The sequence below is a fragment of the Paraburkholderia sp. BCC1876 genome (genome assembly GCF_902833695.1).
Lineage (GTDB): Bacteria > Pseudomonadota > Gammaproteobacteria > Burkholderiales > Burkholderiaceae > Paraburkholderia.
The window spans coordinates 89,488-107,067 of sequence record NZ_CADFGI010000014.1; the positions used below are offsets into that span (position 1 = coordinate 89,488).

Annotated in this window: 14 protein-coding genes; 11 read left to right on the plus strand and 3 right to left on the minus strand. The window is 63.1% G+C overall.

Annotated elements, in window-relative coordinates; genetic code table 11:
- Position 1 precedes the first annotated feature (1 nt).
- From polA to HWY05_RS33690, 3 genes are all read left to right on the plus strand, one after another.
- Positions 2 to 2,743: a DNA polymerase I gene (gene polA, locus HWY05_RS33680; RefSeq protein WP_176061066.1), complete on the plus strand. Its 2,742-nt coding sequence runs from the start codon at positions 2 to 4 to the stop codon at positions 2,741 to 2,743.
- Between the two features lie 155 nt (positions 2,744 to 2,898).
- The gene (locus HWY05_RS33685) at positions 2,899 to 4,248 is read left to right on the plus strand and encodes an NAD(P)/FAD-dependent oxidoreductase (protein ID WP_035561161.1); all 1,350 of its coding nucleotides are present in this window, start codon (positions 2,899 to 2,901) and stop codon (positions 4,246 to 4,248) included.
- A 158-nt stretch (positions 4,249 to 4,406) separates the two neighbouring features.
- Positions 4,407 to 5,279 carry a dienelactone hydrolase family protein gene (locus HWY05_RS33690; RefSeq protein ID WP_176061067.1) on the plus strand — a complete coding sequence of 291 codons (873 nt, stop codon included), beginning with the start codon at positions 4,407 to 4,409 and terminating at the stop codon, positions 5,277 to 5,279.
- 100 nt (positions 5,280 to 5,379) lie between these two features.
- Here the strand turns inward: HWY05_RS33690 and HWY05_RS33695 are convergent, their stop codons facing one another.
- Together HWY05_RS33695 and HWY05_RS33700 are read right to left on the minus strand one after the other, a co-directional pair.
- A complete protein-coding gene (locus HWY05_RS33695; protein WP_176061068.1) occupies positions 5,380 to 6,249 on the minus strand; it encodes a sulfurtransferase in 870 nt (289 codons plus the stop codon).
- A gap of 192 nt (positions 6,250 to 6,441) precedes the next feature.
- Positions 6,442 to 7,548, minus strand: a complete 1,107-nt coding sequence (locus HWY05_RS33700) for an aromatic ring-hydroxylating dioxygenase subunit alpha (RefSeq protein WP_176061069.1) — start codon at positions 7,546 to 7,548, stop codon at positions 6,442 to 6,444.
- A 308-nt stretch (positions 7,549 to 7,856) separates the two neighbouring features.
- On the opposite strand from HWY05_RS33700, the gene HWY05_RS33705 reads away from it, so the two are divergent.
- The 4 genes from HWY05_RS33705 (at position 7,857) to folE2 (ending at position 12,106) form a co-directional block, all read left to right on the plus strand.
- Entirely contained in the window at positions 7,857 to 8,165 is a 309-nt protein-coding gene (locus tag HWY05_RS33705) for an exodeoxyribonuclease VII small subunit (protein ID WP_111932566.1), read from the plus strand.
- On the plus strand, positions 8,162 to 9,043 hold the full coding sequence (locus tag HWY05_RS33710; RefSeq protein WP_176061070.1) for a polyprenyl synthetase family protein: 882 nt from the start codon (positions 8,162 to 8,164) through the stop codon (positions 9,041 to 9,043). The genes HWY05_RS33705 and HWY05_RS33710 overlap by 4 nt, the downstream gene beginning before the upstream one ends.
- Positions 9,044 to 9,128: 85 nt before the next feature.
- Positions 9,129 to 11,036 (plus strand): 1-deoxy-D-xylulose-5-phosphate synthase, encoded by a 1,908-nt coding sequence (gene dxs, locus HWY05_RS33715; protein WP_035561177.1) that lies wholly within the window; start codon positions 9,129 to 9,131, stop codon positions 11,034 to 11,036.
- Between the two features lie 263 nt (positions 11,037 to 11,299).
- The gene (folE2, locus tag HWY05_RS33720) at positions 11,300 to 12,106 is read left to right on the plus strand and encodes a GTP cyclohydrolase FolE2 (RefSeq protein WP_176061071.1); all 807 of its coding nucleotides are present in this window, start codon (positions 11,300 to 11,302) and stop codon (positions 12,104 to 12,106) included.
- Between the two features lie 90 nt (positions 12,107 to 12,196).
- Here the strand turns inward: folE2 and tsaD are convergent, their stop codons facing one another.
- Positions 12,197 to 13,225, minus strand: coding sequence for a tRNA (adenosine(37)-N6)-threonylcarbamoyltransferase complex transferase subunit TsaD (gene tsaD, locus HWY05_RS33725; protein WP_035561182.1), 1,029 nt, complete (start codon positions 13,223 to 13,225; stop codon positions 12,197 to 12,199).
- A gap of 156 nt (positions 13,226 to 13,381) precedes the next feature.
- On the opposite strand from tsaD, the gene HWY05_RS33730 reads away from it, so the two are divergent.
- The 4 genes from HWY05_RS33730 to dnaG all read left to right on the plus strand — a co-directional run bounded on the left by HWY05_RS33730 (position 13,382) and on the right by dnaG (position 17,493).
- Complete coding sequence (locus tag HWY05_RS33730) at positions 13,382 to 14,599, plus strand: NAD(P)/FAD-dependent oxidoreductase (RefSeq protein WP_176061072.1); 1,218 nt, start codon at positions 13,382 to 13,384, stop codon at positions 14,597 to 14,599.
- 68 nt (positions 14,600 to 14,667) lie between these two features.
- On the plus strand, positions 14,668 to 14,874 hold the full coding sequence (rpsU, locus tag HWY05_RS33735; protein WP_176061073.1) for a 30S ribosomal protein S21: 207 nt from the start codon (positions 14,668 to 14,670) through the stop codon (positions 14,872 to 14,874).
- 224 nt (positions 14,875 to 15,098) lie between these two features.
- The gene (locus tag HWY05_RS33740; RefSeq protein WP_035561192.1) at positions 15,099 to 15,545 is read left to right on the plus strand and encodes a GatB/YqeY domain-containing protein; all 447 of its coding nucleotides are present in this window, start codon (positions 15,099 to 15,101) and stop codon (positions 15,543 to 15,545) included.
- Positions 15,546 to 15,627: 82 nt separating this feature from the next.
- On the plus strand, positions 15,628 to 17,493 hold the full coding sequence (dnaG, locus tag HWY05_RS33745) for a DNA primase (RefSeq protein ID WP_035561195.1): 1,866 nt from the start codon (positions 15,628 to 15,630) through the stop codon (positions 17,491 to 17,493).
- Positions 17,494 to 17,580 lie beyond the last annotated feature (87 nt).

Genomic DNA, 17,580 nt, shown 5'->3' on the forward strand with positions numbered 1-17,580 from the left:
AATGCCTGAAGAACGAAGCCTTGAAGGTAAGACCCTGCTATTGGTCGACGGTTCGAGTTATCTGTACCGGGCCTACCATGCGATGCCTGATCTGCGCGGACCCGAGGGCGGTCCCACGGGTGCGCTCTACGGGATGATCAACATGCTGCGGCGCATGCGCAAGGAAGTCACAGCAGAGTATAGCGCGTGCGTGTTCGACGCCAAGGGCAAAACGTTTCGCGACGACTGGTATCCGGACTACAAGGCGAATCGTCCGTCCATGCCGGACGATCTGTCACGTCAGATCGAGCCGATTCATGTGGCGGTGCGCGCGCTCGGCTGGCCGCTGCTGATGATCGAAGGCGTCGAAGCCGACGACGTGATCGGCACGCTCAGCACCGCCGCGGAACAGCGCGGCATGAACGTGATCGTGTCGACTGGGGACAAGGATCTGGCGCAGCTCGTGTCGGATCATGTCACCCTCATCAATACGATGACGAACGAAAAGCTCGACCGCGCCGGCGTGATCGCCAAGTTCGGCGTGCCGCCGGAACGCATCATCGACTATCTGTCGCTGATCGGCGATACGGTCGACAACGTGCCGGGCGTCGAGAAATGCGGGCCGAAAACCGCGCTCAAATGGCTCACGCAGTTCGATTCGCTGGATGGCATCGTCGCACACGCGGACGAAATCAAAGGTGCGGTAGGAGACAATCTGCGCCGTGCGCTCGATTTCCTGCCGATGGCGCGCAAACTTGTCACCGTCGATCGCCATTGCAATCTGACCGAGCACATCGTGTCGATCGAGGAAAGCCTGCAAAGCCGGCCGGAGTCGCGTGAGGAACTGCGCGACGTATTCGCGCGCCACGGCTTCAAGACCTGGCTGCGCGAAGTGGAAATCGCCGAGGTCGTGGAGGGTCCGCAAGTCGACGCGGAGCCGGCGTTGTCGGTGGATCACGAGCGGCATTACGACACCGTGCAGACGTGGGAACAATTCGACGCGTGGTTCGAGACGATCAACGCGGCCAAACTGACCTCGTTCGATACCGAAACCACGTCGCTCGATCCCATGACCGCGCAGATCGTGGGTTTGTCGTTGTCGGTCGAGGCGGGGCGCGCGGCGTATGTGCCGCTCGCGCATCGCGGCCCGGACGCGCCCGTGCAATTGCCGCGCGACGAAGTGCTCGCGAAGCTCAAGCCGTGGCTCGAAAGCGCCGATCACAAGAAGGTCGGCCAGCATCTGAAGTACGACGAACAGGTGCTCGCCAATTACGGCATCGAAATGCGCGGCATCGAACACGACACGCTGCTGCAATCGTACGTGGTCGAATCGCACCGCACGCACGACATGGACAGCCTCGCGCTGCGTCATCTCGGCATCAAGACGATCAAGTACGAAGAAGTCGCGGGCAAGGGCGCGGGCCAGATCGGTTTCGACGAAGTCGCGCTGGAACAGGCCGCGGAATACGCGGCGGAAGACGCCGATATCACGTTGCGTCTGCATCAGGCCTTGTATCCGCAAGTAGCCGCGGAGAAAGCGCTCGAGTACGTGTACCGCGATATCGAACTGCCCACCTCGCGCGTATTGCGCAAGATGGAACGCACCGGTGTGCTGATCGACGCGGAAAAACTGCGGCTGCAAAGCAGCGAAATCGCCGCGCGTCTGATTCAACTGGAAGCCGAAGCGTACGTGCTGGCCGGCGGCGAATTCAATCTCGGCTCGCCGAAACAGATCGGCCAGATCTTCTTCGAGAAGCTCGAGTTGCCGATCGTCAAGAAGACCCCGAGCGGCGCACCGTCCACCGACGAAGAAGTGCTGCAAAAGCTCGCCGAAGACTATCCGCTGCCGAAGATTCTGCTCGAACATCGTGGTTTGTCGAAGCTCAAATCGACCTACACCGATAAGTTGCCGCGCATGGTCAACACCACCACGGGCCGCGTGCATACGAACTACGCGCAGGCCGTGGCGGTCACCGGACGTCTCGCATCGAACGATCCGAACTTGCAGAACATTCCCGTGCGAACCGGCGAAGGCCGCCGCATTCGCGAGGCGTTCATCGCGCCGCCGGGCCACAAGCTGGTGTCGGCGGATTATTCGCAGATCGAATTGCGCATCATGGCGCACATTTCCGGCGACGAATCGCTGCTGCGCGCGTTCTCGCAAGGGGAAGACATTCACCGCGCCACCGCAGCGGAAATCTTCAGCGTGACGCCGCTCGAAGTGTCGAACGATCAGCGGCGCGTGGCCAAGGTCATCAACTTCGGCCTGATCTACGGCATGAGTTCGTTCGGCCTCGCGTCGAACCTCGGCATTACGCGCGACGCGGCCAAGCTTTATATCGACCGCTATTTCGCGCGTTACCCGGGCGTGGCGCGTTATATGGACGAAACGCGCGTCAGCGCGAAGGCCAAGGGTTATGTGGAGACCGTCTTCGGCCGCCGCCTGTGGCTGCCGGAAATCAACGGTGGCAACGGTCCGCGCCGCCAGGCCGCCGAGCGCGCCGCGATTAACGCGCCGATGCAGGGCACGGCCGCCGACCTGATCAAGCTCTCCATGATCGCCGTGCAGAATTGGATCGAAGAGTCGAAGATCGGCACGCGCATGATCATGCAGGTCCACGACGAACTGATCCTCGAAGTGCCGGACGCCGAATTATCCGAAGTGCGCAAGCGCTTGCCCGAATTGATGTGCGGTGTCGCCGACCTGAAAGTGCCGCTGGTCGCCGAGGTAGGCGCCGGCCTGAATTGGGAAGAGGCGCATTGACGCAGGTGTGACGGGATGCGATATCGTCGTGCGCATGTCACATATGCGCATTGATAGCTTGTGACAACCCGTGCTGCTCGCGGACAATCGCTGAAAGACGGCGCGTTGCGATGCGCCGTGCGACGCATAACCGATCAGCAAACACGGAGAGTTCAATGCATCGATTTATCGTCGTTGGCGGGGGAGCGGGCGGGCTGGAATTAGCCACGCGTCTGGGCGATCGCTATGCGCCTCACAAGAACAAAGGCGGCGTGCGCGCGCAAGTCACGCTCGTCGACCGCAATCCCACACATATCTGGAAGCCGCTGCTGCACGAAGTGGCGGCCGGCAGCATGGACCCGTTCACGCAGGAACTCGAATATGCAGCGCAAGCGCGCTGGCATGGCTTCGAGTTTCAGCAGGGCGAACTGGCCGGTCTGGACCGCGCCAATAAGCGTCTCACGCTCAGCACCGTGCTCGACGACGACGGCGCTGAGTTGCTGCCCGAACGCGAACTCGAATACGACACGCTGGTCATCGCGATCGGCAGCACCACGGCGTTCTTCGGCGTGAAAGGCGCGCCGGAGTTTTCGCTGGCGCTCGATACGGTCAGCCAGGCCGAGCGGTTCCGCAAACGTCTGATCGCGGCGTGCATGCGCGCGGAGCATCAGGTGCATGAGCCTGTCGAAGCGGTGCCGGACGTGGGTGTGCCCACCGAGCCGCGCATTCAGGTGGCGATTGTCGGCGGCGGCGCGACCGGCGTCGAACTGTCGGCGGAATTGCGCAACACCGCGCAGGTGTTGTCCGCGTACGGCTTGCATAAGCTCGATCCGCGGCATGACGTCGGCATTGTGCTGATCGAAGCGGGGCCGCGTATTTTGCCGGCGCTGCAGGAACGTGTTTCGACGGCGACCGCTGAACTGCTGACCAAGCTCGGCGTGAAGCTGATGATCGGCGAGACCGTGGCCGAAGTCGCGCCCGGCATGATTCGCACCGCGAGTGGCAAAACCGTGCGCGCCGATCTGACGGTGTGGGCGGCGGGCATCAAGGCGCCGGCGATTCTGAGCCAGCTCGACAGTCTGCCGGTCAATCGTCTGGGGCAACTCATCGTGCGCCGTACGCTGCAAACCGAGATCGACGACAACGTCTTCGCGCTCGGCGATTGCGCCGCGTGTCCGTGGCCGGGCAACGAGCGGAACGTGCCGCCGCGCGCGCAGGCCGCTCACCAGCAGGCGAGTTTTCTGATGAAAGCGCTCGCCGCGCGGCTCGACAACAAGCCGCTGCCGGAATTCACCTATCGCGACTTCGGCTCGCTGGTGTCGCTCGGGCATTTCAGCGCGGTCGGCAATCTGATGGGCGGCGTGATCGGCGGCAACATGCTGATCGAAGGGCTGTTCGCGCGGTTCATGTACATGTCGCTGTACCGGCTGCATATCGCCGCGCTGCACGGCTACGCGCGAATGGTGCTCGATACGTTCGCGCACTGGTTGCGGCGTACTACGCTGCCGCGAGTCAAGCTGCACTAAAGGCAACGGCGGGTCAGGGTAAGGGTGATTGCGAGGGCGAGGGTGGGGCGATGGGTGCCACGACCTTCGCTTCGCGAAGGTTGCATCTGCAACGGGATGCGCGGCAGGCGTATCCTGTTGCCTCCCTTACGCAACCTTTTGCAACCGAGGAGCGCCGCATGCTGAAACCTGAGATCGACAGCCTCGTCCCGCACGTTCCCTTCAATCGACGCACCTTCATCAAAGCCGCGCTCGGCACCGGATTCGCGGCCGCCGTGATGCCGGTGTCGGCACAAACCATCCATACCGATAGCGACGGCCTCGAAGCCGGCGAAGTGGCCGTGCGTTCCGGCGACACGCTGGTGCCCGCGTACCGCGCGCAGCCGAAGGGCAAGACGCATCTGCCGGTGATCATCGTCGTGCATGAGATTTTCGGCGTGCACGAGCATATCGCCGACGTGTGCCGGCGCTTTGCAAAGCAGGGCTATCTGGCGATTGCGCCGAATCTGTATGAGCGGCAGGGCGATCCCACCGTTTATACGAGCATGCAGCAACTCAATGAGCAACTGGTCAGCAAAGTACCCGACGATCAGGTCATGGGCGATCTGGATGCGACCGTCGCCTGGGCGGGCGAGCATGGCGGCGATCTGAACCGGCTCGGCGTGAATGGCTTCTGCTGGGGTGGGCGGATTGCGTGGCTGTACGCCGAGCACAATCCGCGATTGAAGGCGGGTGTGGCCTGGTATGGCCGCGTGACGGGGCAGAAAAGCGTGATGAACCCCGCGAATCCGCTCGATGAAGTGGCGCAGTTGCATGCGCCGATGCTTGGCCTATACGGGCGCCAGGATCAGAGCATTCCGCAGGACACGCTCGAGCAGATGAAGCGGGCTATCGCGCAGGGTCCGGAGGCGGGGCGTGGGTCGCAGTTCGTGGTGTACGACGACGCAGGGCATGCGTTTTTCGCGGATTATCGGCCGAGTTATAAGAAGGCCGATGCCGAGGATGGCTGGCGGCGGGCGTTGGTGTGGTTCAGGCAGCATGGCGTGGCGTGAGGCGCAGAGTTCGACGACACGATTAAAAAAGCCGTTGCCGCTTTACAGCGGCAACGGCTTTTTGTTGCCAAACTAATCGGTAGTTCACGGCTACTTTCGCTTAAGCATTCGCCCCGGTGCCAATCGGCCGCTTCGAGTCCGCACTCCATTCGCTCCACGAGCCCGCGTACAACGCTGCGCCATGCAGACCGGCGACTTCCATCGCCACCGCATTGACGCATGCCGTCACGCCCGAGCCGCATTGCAGCACCACATGTTCCGGCGACGTATCGCCCAGCAGCGCGTGGAACTCTTCACGCAACGTGTGCGCGGGCTTGAAGCGGCCGTCGGCGGTGAAGTTGTCCTTGAAGAAACGGTTGAGCGCGCCCGGGATGTGGCCGCCGACGCGATCCAGCGTCTCATTCTCGCCGCGATAGCGATCGGCCGCACGGGCGTCGACCACCACGCGTTCCTTCGAGGCGAGGTTGCGCTCGACCGTTTGCACATCGACGGTGACGGCCAGCGGCGCGGCCGCCTTGAAGTCGCCGGTATTCTGCGCCGGCACGTCTTGCGTCAGCGGAAAACCGGCGGCCTCCCAGGCCTGCAAACCACCGTCGAGCAGCGCGACCGCGTCATGCCCGAGCCAGCGCAGCAGCCACCACGCGCGAGCGGCGTACATGCCGCCCTGCGAGTCATAGGCGACAACCTGCTGCCCCTGCTTCAGTCCGCGCGACTCCAGCGTCTCCACGAGACGCGCCCGATCCGGCAACGGATGACGCCCGTTCGTGCCCGTCTTCGGCCCCGACAGATCGCGATCGAGGTTCAGGTAATGCGCGCCCGGCAGATGCCCGGCCAGATAGGCTTTTTCGCCCGCTTCCGTGTCGGCCAGATCGAACCGGCAATCGATGACGAACACGCTGCCCGGCGCAGCGGTGAGCCGTTCCGCGAGATTCGTCGCGGAGATCAGCGTGGTGTAGTGAGTGTGCGGCATGACGTCTCCTTCATACGGGCGATGGCGGCTCAGTTCAGCGGCATGACGCCACGAGCGGATGGCCGAGCTATCCCGTTAGTCTAAACAAAAAAAGACGGACCGAAGTCCGTCTTTCCTTGTGTTGGCGCTGCCTGCCGGCGCTGCCCGGGCGTGAAGCGGATCACATTCCGCTCAAACGCCGATCAGATCACATCAGATCGTGCCAAGTTCGCGCCGCAGGAACTCGTGGAAGTGCTGCATGCCGTCTTCCATTGGGCTCTGGTACGGACCAACCTGCGACTCGCCGCGATCCATCAACGCGCGGCGGCCGGCGTCCATGCGTTCGGCGATCTCGTCGTCTTCGCTGGCGGTTTCCATATAGGCGGCGCGCTCGGCTTCGACGAACTCGCGTTCGAACAGCGCGATTTCTTCAGGGTAATAGAACTCCACCACGTTGGTGGTTTTCTGCGGCCCGCGCGGAATCAGCCACGACACCACCAGCACGTGCGGATACCACTCGATCATGATGCCGGGGTAATACACCATCCAGATCGCGCCGAATTCGGGCGGGTTGCCGCCGCGGAAGCGCAGCACCTCGTCGTGCCACTTGCGGTACGTCGGACTGCCCGGCTGCTCCAGATCCTTGTGCACGCCGACCGTCTGAACGCTGTACCACTCGCCGAATTCCCACGTCAGGTCGTCGCAATTGACGAAGCTGCCGAGGCCCGGATGGAACGGCGCGACGTGGTAATCCTCCAGATAGACCTCGATAAAGGTCTTCCAGTTGTAGTTGCACTCGTGCACTTCGACGTGATCGAACATGAAGCCCGAAAAATCGAAATGTTGGCTGGGACCAAGGCGTGCCAGATCGCGCGCGACGTCACGCCCCTGCGCTTCGAACAGCAGGCCTTGCCAGTTCTGCAGCGGCGTGGCGCCCAGATTCAGACACGGGTTGTCCGCGAAATGCGGCGCGCCGAGGAGCTGACCGTTCAGGTCGTACGTCCAGCGATGCAGCGGGCAGACGATGTTCTCCGTCTGGCCGCGGCCGTTGAGCATGATGGCTTGCCGGTGGCGGCACACGTTCGACAGCAGTTCGACTTGTGACTGCTGGTTACGGACGAGCACACGCCCCTCGCTCTCGCTGGGCAAGGCAAAATAATTCCCCGCTTCGGGCACCATGAGATCGTGGCCGATGTAACGAGGACCTTTCTTGAAAAGGGTTTCGATTTCGCGCGTTAGAAGCGCTTCGTCAAAGTAAGCCGTGACTGGCAGCTGGCTGTGGACAGACCGCAACTGCAATGCATTGCTCAGATTGGACATTCCCACTCCCGTGAAGACGTGAAAGCAGTGAACAACCCAACCATCGAAGATTCGATTTAGGGAGCCCGCGATTATACCCGTTTCCCCTGGTCCGGGGCACGTAAGTAGTTCATTTGGATCAAAAATGTCGGGGAAGTTCGTGGTTTTTTTGCGCTGACCCAAGGATTCTTTTCTGAGACACTCAGCGGGCGCGCACAGGGCAAATCGGGGATAAACGTAGGGGAAAGGCTCCGCGCAGGGCGGCGAGCGGATCGGAAATGTCGCTTTTGCCGTAGAATGTCCGACTTGTTTTAATTTTGCGACTATTCATGGCGAAGACCGCATCGAAAGAGGCTGCTGCCGCGCCAGCTGAAGGCGTCGACACCACGCCGCTGCCCGAGAACTACGAGGCCGCCCAGGCGGAACTGGAGGGGCTGGTGGCGCGCATGGAAAGCGGCAATCTCAGCCTCGAGGAGTCGCTGACCGCCTACCGGCGCGGCGCCGCGCTCGTGGCGTTTTGTCAGCAGCAGCTCGAAAAGGTCGAGCAGCAGGTGCGCGTGCTCGACGGTGAGACGCTCAAACCGCTGCCCATGAATAGCGCAGGCACAGCCGCTACTGAGAGCGGGGACGACCTATGACATTCGAACCATGGATGCGCTCGGTACTCGAGCGCGTCGAAACGGCACTAGAACATTACCTGCCGAGCGAGACCACCGAGCCGGCCAAACTGCATGAAGCCATGCGCTATGCGGTATTGGGCGGCGGCAAGCGGGTTCGCCCGCTGCTGTGCCACGCGGCCGGCGAGCTGACCGGCGCGCGCGCCGAATGCCTCGACGCGGCGGCGGCGGCGCTGGAAATGATTCACGTGTATTCGCTCGTGCACGACGACATGCCCTGCATGGACGACGACGCGCTGCGGCGCGGCAAGCCCACGGTACACGTCCAGTATGACGAAGCCACGGCATTGCTGGTCGGCGACGCGCTGCAGGCACAGGCGTTCGTCGCGTTGACGTCGGAGGTTCTGGCGCCGGCACAGCAGGCTTCGCTCGTGCGTGAACTGGCGTTGGCGAGCGGCTCGATCGGCATGTGCGGCGGTCAGGCGATCGACCTGGCCAGCGTCGGCCATACGCTGACGCGCACCCAGCTCGAAACCATGCACCGCATGAAAACCGGCGCCTTGCTGCGCGCCGCGGTGCGCATGGGCGCGCTGGCAGGCGAGACGCCGGACGCGGACGCGATGCGTTCGCTGGACGCGTATTCGGCCGCTGTCGGCCTCGCGTTCCAGGTCGTCGACGATATTCTCGACGTCACGACCGACTCCGCGACGCTCGGCAAAACCGCAGGTAAAGACGCGAAGGACGGCAAGCCGACCTACGTGTCGATTATTGGGCTCGACGCCTCGCGTACGCTCGCAGCACAGCTGCGTAGCGACGCTCATGCTGCACTGGCGCCGTTTGGCGCACGCGCGCAGCGTCTTGCCGAATTGGCCGACCTGGTGGTGAACCGGGTTAGCTGAACGCGAAAGCCCGCCGCCGCGCATCTTCCCCACGAGGTGCATGTATGAAGTGCGGGCGCGTAAGTTTTCCTACAATGGAACGACGATGTACGACTTGCTGAAAACCATCGACGACCCGGCAGCCTTGCGCCGCCTCGATCGCCGCCAACTGCAACCGCTTGCCGACGAGTTGCGCGCCTTTGTGCTCGACAGCGTATCGCAGACGGGCGGCCATCTTTCGTCCAACCTCGGCACGGTCGAGTTGACCATTGCGCTGCACTATGTGTTCGACACGCCGCGTGACCGGATCGTCTGGGACGTCGGCCATCAAACCTATCCGCACAAGATCCTGACCGGCCGTCGCGACCAGATGCACTCGCTGCGTCAGCTCGGCGGCATCTCGGGCTTCCCGAAGCGTGACGAGTCGGAATACGACACTTTCGGCACCGCGCACTCCAGCACGTCGATCTCGGCTGCGCTCGGCATGGCGATCGCGAGCAAGCTGAAGGGCGAGCACCGTACGGGCATCGCCGTGATCGGCGACGGCGCGATGACGGCCGGCATGGCCTTCGAGGCGATGAACAACGCCGGCGTCGAAGACGACGTGCCGCTGCTGGTGATCCTGAACGACAACGATATGTCGATTTCGCCGCCGGTCGGCGCGCTGAATCGCCATCTGGCGCGTCTGATGTCGGGCCGCTTCTACGCCGCCGCGCGTGCCGGTGTCGAACGTGTGCTGCGCGTTGCGCCGCCCATGCTCGATCTGGCCCGCAAGCTCGAAGAGCACGCGAAGGGCATGATCGTGCCGGCCACGCTGTTCGAAGAGTTCGGTTTCAACTACATCGGCCCGATCGACGGTCACGACCTCGATTCGCTGATCCCGACGCTGCAGAACATCAAGGAACTGCGCGGTCCGCAATTCCTGCACGTCGTGACGAAGAAGGGTCAAGGCTACAAGCTGGCTGAGGCCGATCCGGTGCTGTATCACGGCCCGGGCAAGTTCAATCCGGCGGAAGGCATCAAGCCGGCTACCACGCCGTCGAAGAAAACCTACACGCAGGTGTTCGGCGAATGGCTGTGCGACGCGGCCGAGCTCGATCCGCGCGTGGTGGGCATCACGCCGGCCATGCGCGAAGGCTCGGGCATGGTCGAGTTCGAGAAGCGCTTCCCGGATCGTTATTTCGACGTCGGCATCGCCGAGCAGCACGCGGTGACGTTCGCCGGCGGCCTCGCCGCCGACGGCATGAAGCCGGTGGTCGCGATTTACTCGACCTTCCTGCAACGTGCCTACGATCAGTTGATCCACGACGTCGCGCTGCAAAATCTGCCGGTGGTGTTCGCTATCGACCGCGCGGGTCTGGTCGGTGCCGACGGCGCCACGCACGCAGGTGCTTACGACCTGGCGTTCCTGCGCTGCATCCCGAACATGACGGTGATGGCCGCGTCGGACGAAAACGAATGCCGTCAGATGCTGTACACGGCATTGCAGCAGCCGAACCCGACGGCCGTGCGCTATCCGCGCGGCGCCGGTACGGGTGTCGCAACCGTCAAGCAGATGGCTGTGCTGCCGATCGGCAAGGGTGAAATCCGTCGCGAGACTTCGCAACCCGCGGGCAAGCGGATCGCGATTCTGGCGTTCGGCACGATGGTCGCGCCGTCGCTGGCCGCCGCCGAGCAACTGGACGCCACGGTCGCGAACATGCGCTTCGTGAAGCCGCTGGACACGGATCTGGTCCGCCAGCTCGCCGAAACGCACGACGCCATCGTCACGGTCGAAGAAGGCTGCGTGATGGGCGGTGCGGGTTCGGCCTGCGTCGAAGCCCTGCTTGAAAGCGGCGTGTTGCGGCCGGTGCTGCAACTGGGCCTGCCCGATCAGTTCATCGATCATGGCGATCCGGGCAAGCTGCTCGCCGCGTGCGGTCTCGACGCCGTCGGCATCGCCAAGTCGATTCGCGAACGCTTTCTGTCGAGCGGCGCGGTCGGCGGTCAGTCGTCGGTGAAGCGCGTCGCTTAAAGCGTCGCATCAGGCGGCGCGGCTCGTCGCCCGAGCCGCGTTGCTATCGCGGTCATAGCAATCTCCAACTTGAATCGATGGGCCTTCTGGCCCATCATCCAACGCCGGCCGGGGCCGGCGTTCGCCGTTGCGCGACCTGATCCGCACGGCCGCCGAGCGCCCCCGAACTGTCGGTTCGCGACAGTCCGCGGCAGCCTTCCAAGGTGACTTCCTGCGGAGCGAAAAGCCTGCGCGGCCCGGCGTTTTCTGGAAAGGACAAGACAATGAATCAGATGAATCCCGCCTTTGTGATGCCCGACGTGCAAAGCACGCCCGATACGCGTCAGATCCCGATTCAGCGCGTCGGCGTGAAGGCCGTGCGTCATCCGTTGACGGTGCGCACGCAAAGCGGCGACGTCCAGCCGACAATCGGCACGTGGAATCTCGACGTGCATCTGCCCGCTGACCAGAAGGGCACGCATATGTCGCGATTCGTTGCGTTGCTTGAAGAGAACAAGGCGCCGCTGGAGTCGACTACGTTCCGCACGATGCTCGCCGCGATGCTGGAAAAACTCGAGGCCGAGGCCGGCCGTATTGAAGTGTTTTTCCCGTATTTCGTGAACAAGACCGCGCCGGTGTCGGGCGTGCAAAGCCTGCTGGACTACGAAGTCACGTTGACCGGCGAGACCCGTAACGGCGCGACGCGTCTGTTTCTGAAGGTGCTGGTGCCGGTCACGAGCCTGTGCCCGTGCTCGAAGAAGATCTCGCAGTACGGCGCGCACAACCAGCGCTCGCACGTCACGATCAACGCCGAATTGGCCGGCGACGTGGCCGTCGAAGAACTGGTTCGTATCGCTGAGGAAGAAGCGTCGTGCGAGCTGTGGGGCCTGCTGAAGCGTCCGGACGAGAAGTTCGTCACCGAGCGTGCCTACGAGAATCCGAAATTCGTCGAAGATCTGGTGCGCGACGTCGCGCAGCGTCTGAATGCGGACGAGCGGATCGTCGCGTATGTGCTTGAAGCGGAGAACTTCGAGTCGATTCACAATCACAGCGCGTACGCGGTGATCGAGCGCGATAAGCGGGCGGTTTGATAAGTTCATTGCCCCACGCTGGTCGCCAATAAAAAAGCCGCTCTAAAAGAGCGGCTTTTTTACGCGCGCCGAACTACTGAGCTTTCGAGCTTAGCGTGCGAGCGAAGTCAGGTCCCAGCGCGGCTTCACCGTGAACGCGTAATCTTTGCCCGACTGATCCGGCCAGCGCTGCAAGCGCAACGCGCCGGCCAGCGCGATCATCGCGCCGTTGTCCGTGCACAGCGACAAATCCGGATAATGCACATAGAAATTGCGTTTCTTCGCTGCGGCGGAAAGCGCCTCGCGCAGTTGCCGGTTCGCGCCCACGCCGCCGGCCACCACCAACCGGTTCAGCTTGGTTTTTTTCAGCGCGGCCAGCGACTTCACCGCCAGCACGTCGACCGCTGCGTCCACGAAACCGCGGGCCAGATCGGCTTTCGCCTGCTCGCAGATATTCGCGCCGCCGAGCTTTTTTGCATGCGTGAGCACAGCGGTTTTCAAGCCGCTGAAGCTGAAGTCGAGGTCGCCGGAATGCAGCATGGGACGCGGCAGCACCACCGCGCCGGGCGTGCCGAATTCGGCCATGCGCGACACTTCGGGGCCGCCGGGATAACCGAGGCCGAGCAGCTTGGCGGTTTTGTCGAAGGCTTCGCCGGCTGCGTCGTCCAGTGTTTCGCCGAGCGTTTCGTACTCGCCGACGTCCGTTACGCGCATCAATTGTGTATGTCCGCCGGACACCAGCAGCGCGACAAACGGAAACGGCGGCGGCTCGTCCACCAGCAGCGGCGACAGCAAATGCCCTTCGAGATGGTGGATGCCGATAGTCGGCTTGTCCCACGCCATGGCCAGCGAATTGGCCACGCTCGCGCCGACCAGCAGCGCGCCCGCGAGCCCTGGCCCTTGCGTGTAGGCGATCGCGTCGATGTCGCTGCGCGCCGCACCGGCGCGCTCCATCACTTCTTCGAGCAACGGCAGCGCACGCCGGATATGGTCGCGCGACGCCAGTTCAGGCACCACGCCGCCGTATTCCCGATGCATCGCGATTTGCGAATGCAGCGCGTGCGCGAGCAGGCCGCGCTCTGTGTCGTAGAGCGCGAGACCGGTTTCGTCGCAGGAGCTTTCGATGCCGAGAACGAGCATGATGGATGGTTGGGTTCGAACGACCACGGCCGTGCGTGACACTGCGGATACGACGCGCAGGGACTGTCAGGACGCGGCCGAGAAAATGAAAAGGCAAGCCTGAAAGTATAGCAGTGCCGACAAGCCGCCGCAGACGCGCAGGTACAATGCGGCCCCATGGAATCCTTCGATATCGCGGTAATCGGCGCAGGCGCGGCCGGCATGATGTGCGCGGCCGTGGCCGGGCAACTCGGCCGTCGCGTGGTGCTGATCGACCACTCGCAGCGTCTCGCGGAAAAAATCCGCATCTCCGGCGGCGGCCGGTGCAACTTCACCAATCTGTACGCCGGCCCGGCTAATTACCTGTCTGCCAATCCGCATTTTTGCCGCTCGGCGCTGGCGCGCTATACGCCGCGCGACTTCATGGCGCTGCTCAAGCGGCATCACGTGACGTGGCACGAGAAGCACAAGGGGCAACTCTTCTGCGACCAGTCGAGCGACGCCGTCATCAATGTATTGAAGGCCGAGTGCGACGCGGGCCGTGTCGCGTGGCGCACGCCGCTGTCGGTCGAGCAGGTGCGGCAGGACGCGGAAGGCCGCTACACGCTGGACACCCAGTCGGGTCCGATCACGGCGCGCGCGCTGGTGATCGCGACCGGCGGTCTGTCGATCCCCAAGGTCGGCGCGACGGATTTCGCCTACCGCGTCGCGAAGCAATTCGGCCACAAGCTGATCGACACGCGCCCGGCGCTCGTCCCGCTGACCTTCGCCGCGGCCGACTGGGAGCCGTTCGCGGCGCTGTCGGGCGTATCGCTGGAAGTGCAACTCGCGACCGGCAACAAGAAGACCGGCGCGGAATTCAACGAAGATCTGCTGCTGACCCATCGAGGCCTGTCCGGCCCGGGCGTGCTGCAGATTTCGAGCTACTGGCAGCCCGGCGAGCCGATTCACATCAATCTGCTGCCGGAAAAGGACGCCACCACCGCGTTGCTGGAGGCCAAAACCGGCACGAAGCGCCAGATCGCCAATCTGCTGTCCGAATGGGTGCCGCAGCGGCTTGCGCACGTCTGGCTGGAAACCCACCAGATTCCCGCCGACGCACGCGTCGCCGATCTGCCGGACAAGACCCTGCGACGCGTCGGCGAGGCCTTGTCGCGCTGGACGCTCACGCCCAACGGCACCGAAGGCTATCGCAAGGCCGAAGTGACGCGCGGCGGGGTGGACACGCGCGACCTGTCGTCGGCGACGATGATGAGCGCGCGTGCGCCAGGTTTGTACTTCATCGGCGAGGCGGTCGACGTGACCGGCTGGCTCGGCGGCTACAATTTTCAGTGGGCGTGGGCGTCGGGCGTGGCGGCTGGACAGGCGGCCGCGGAGTACGCTCTGGGGGCTTGACGGCGCATTAGCTTTGTGAGAGAGCTCTGCTATACTCCTGAACCTTTACAAAGTGCCGTTATTGAAAAATGACGACCATCCGCGTAAAAGACAACGAGCCGTTTGAAGTTGTCGTGCGCCGTTTCAAGCGCAGCATGGAGAAAACCGGCTTGTTGACGGAACTTCGCGCTCGCGAGTTTTACGAAAAGCCTACGGCTGAGCGCAAGAAAGCGGCTGCGGTGAAGCGTCATTTCAAGCATCTGCGTGGCCAGATGCTGCCAAAAAAGTTCTACTGATTCTGGCGTTGCCGCGGTTCCCGTCGAACGGAGCGGCGACATCCAACCGGTGAGGGCGCTGCAGGCGCCGTCACGGAAAACACGGTCCCTTCGGGCCAGCCGGCAGGGTCGCACACATTACGCATATCGCGCCAACCCGTTTGAGGAAGCAGTCCCAAGCGGGTATTCGTGTTGATGCGGTCGGCCCGGCCGGATTTTCAAATTCCAACGCATTCAGGTGAGTGATGAGTCTCAAGGACCAGATCAACGACGACATGAAAGCCGCCATGCGGGCGCGTGAAACCGAGCGTCTCGGCACGATCCGCCTGTTGCTCGCCGCGATCAAACAACGCGAAGTCGACGAGCGCATCACGCTCGACGACACGGCGATCACGGCGGTCATCGACAAGATGATCAAGCAGCGCAAAGACTCGATCAGCCAGTTCGAGGCCGCCAGCCGCACGGATCTCGCCGACAAGGAAAAGGCCGAAATGGCGATCCTGTCCGCGTATATGCCGGAGCAGATGTCCGAGGCGGAGATCGTTGCCGAAGTTCAGGCCGCGGTCGCGCAAACCGGCGCTGCCGGCCCGCAGGACATGGGCAAGGTGATGGGCGTGCTGAAGCCGAAGCTGGCCGGCCGCGCCGACATGACCGCCGTCTCGGCGCAAGTCAAAGCCGCGCTCGCGAAGTAATTTCCGTCTATCGGGTCTGCGCGCACCGTCGCTCGACGGGCGGCGCGCGCAGCCTTGAGCTTTTCAGGTAGCGTCATTTACTGTGATTCCTCCGTCATTTCTGCAGGACCTGCTCAACCGCGTCGATATCGTCGACGTGGTCGGCCGGTATGTGCAGCTGAAAAAGGGCGGCGCGAACTTCATGGGGCTGTGCCCGTTTCACAACGAAAAAAGCCCCTCGTTTACGGTTAGTCCGACTAAACAGTTCTATCACTGCTTCGGCTGCGGCGCGCACGGCACGGCGATCGGGTTCCTGATGGAACACGTTGGCTCGTCGTTCCCCGAGGCCGTCAACGATCTCGCGCAGTCGGTCGGCTTGACCGTGCCGAACGAGCCATCGCCGGGGTATGGCGGCGGGGGCGGCGGCTATGCGCCAGCGGCGTCCAAAGCGGTCACCACGGCGCTTTCCGACGTCATGCAAACCGCCTGCGATTTTTACCGCAAGCAACTGCGTGGCGCGCCCACCGCGATTCAGTATCTGAAGAAACGCGGCTTGACCGGCGAGATCGCTGCCCGCTTCGGACTCGGCTACGCCCCAGACGGCTGGCAGAACCTCGAGCCGGCATTTCCTAACTATCGGGACGATTCGCTGGTCGAGTCGGGGCTGGTGATTGTCAGCGAAAAGTCGGACGCGCAGGGTCAGAACCGCCGTTACGACCGCTTTCGCGAGCGGATCATGTTCCCGATACGCAATGTGAAGGGGCAGGTGATCGGCTTCGGCGGCCGGGTACTGGACAGCGGCGAGCCGAAATATTTGAATTCGCCCGAAACGCCGCTATTTAACAAAGGCAGCGAGTTGTACGGGCTGTTCGAGGCGCGTCTGGCGATTCGCGAACAGCACTACGTGCTGGTGGTCGAAGGCTATATGGACGTGGTCGCGCTGGCCCAATTGGGGTTTCAGAACGCGGTCGCGACGCTCGGCACGGCCTGCACGCCGATTCATGTGCAGAAACTGATGCGTCAGACCGATACGGTCATTTTCAGTTTCGACGGCGACTCGGCGGGGCGGCGCGCCGCGCGCCGCGCGCTGGACGCCTGTCTGCCGCACGCGGCCGACAATCGCACCATCCGCTTCCTGTTTCTGCCGTCTGAGCACGATCCGGACAGCTACGTGCGTGAATTCGGCACCGAGGGCTTCGCCGAGCAGGTCGAGCGCGCCATGCCGCTGTCACAGTTCATGCTCAATGAGGTGCTGACCGGCAAGGAGCTGGATCAGCCCGAAGGCCGGGCCCGCGCGCTGTTCGACGCCAAGCCCTTGCTGCAGGCGCTGCCGGCCAATGCGCTGCGCGCCCAGATCATGCATATGTTCGCCGACCGGCTCGACGTGCCGTTCGACGAAGTGGCGGCCCTCTGCGAGGTCGATTCGCGGATCGCGGTGGCCGCCCGCTCGGCGCCGGCCCGCAAAGACCGGCGCAGCGTGACCGGGATCGAAGAGAAAACGCTGCGCAATCTGGTGATGTATCCGCGCACGGTGGCGGTGCTCGACGAAGACGCCGAGCAGGCGCTTCTGACGGTGACGCGGCACGGCGAGCTGTTCGAAGAAGTGACGACGCACGCGCGTGCGCTGGGCGATTCGGCGGAGTTTCAGTTGCTGTCCGATCTATTGCGAAACGGCGCGAACGCCCCAACTTTCGAGGAAATCTTTCGCAAAATTCTAGACTATGATGAAAACGTCCGGGATTTGTTGCTGAAGGACCCGGAGGATGCGACCGTCATCGAGGAACGGCGCGAGCAGGAGCGAATTGTCGGCGAGGAATTGAAAGCCGCGATTCTGAAGATGCGGTACGACGCTTATTGCGATCGTCTCGAGCAACTTTCGCGGCAATCCCGGCACACGCCGGAGGAGTTTGCGGAGCTGTCGGAGTTGAACCGGAAGCGGGCCGACATGAAGCGCCAGCTGGGGCTCTAGGCCGGTTGCGAAGGGTCGAAGTGGTATAATAAAAGGTTTCCAGCGGTTTGTTTTTCAAAGGGTTTTCCTAGCAAAGGCCAACAGGCG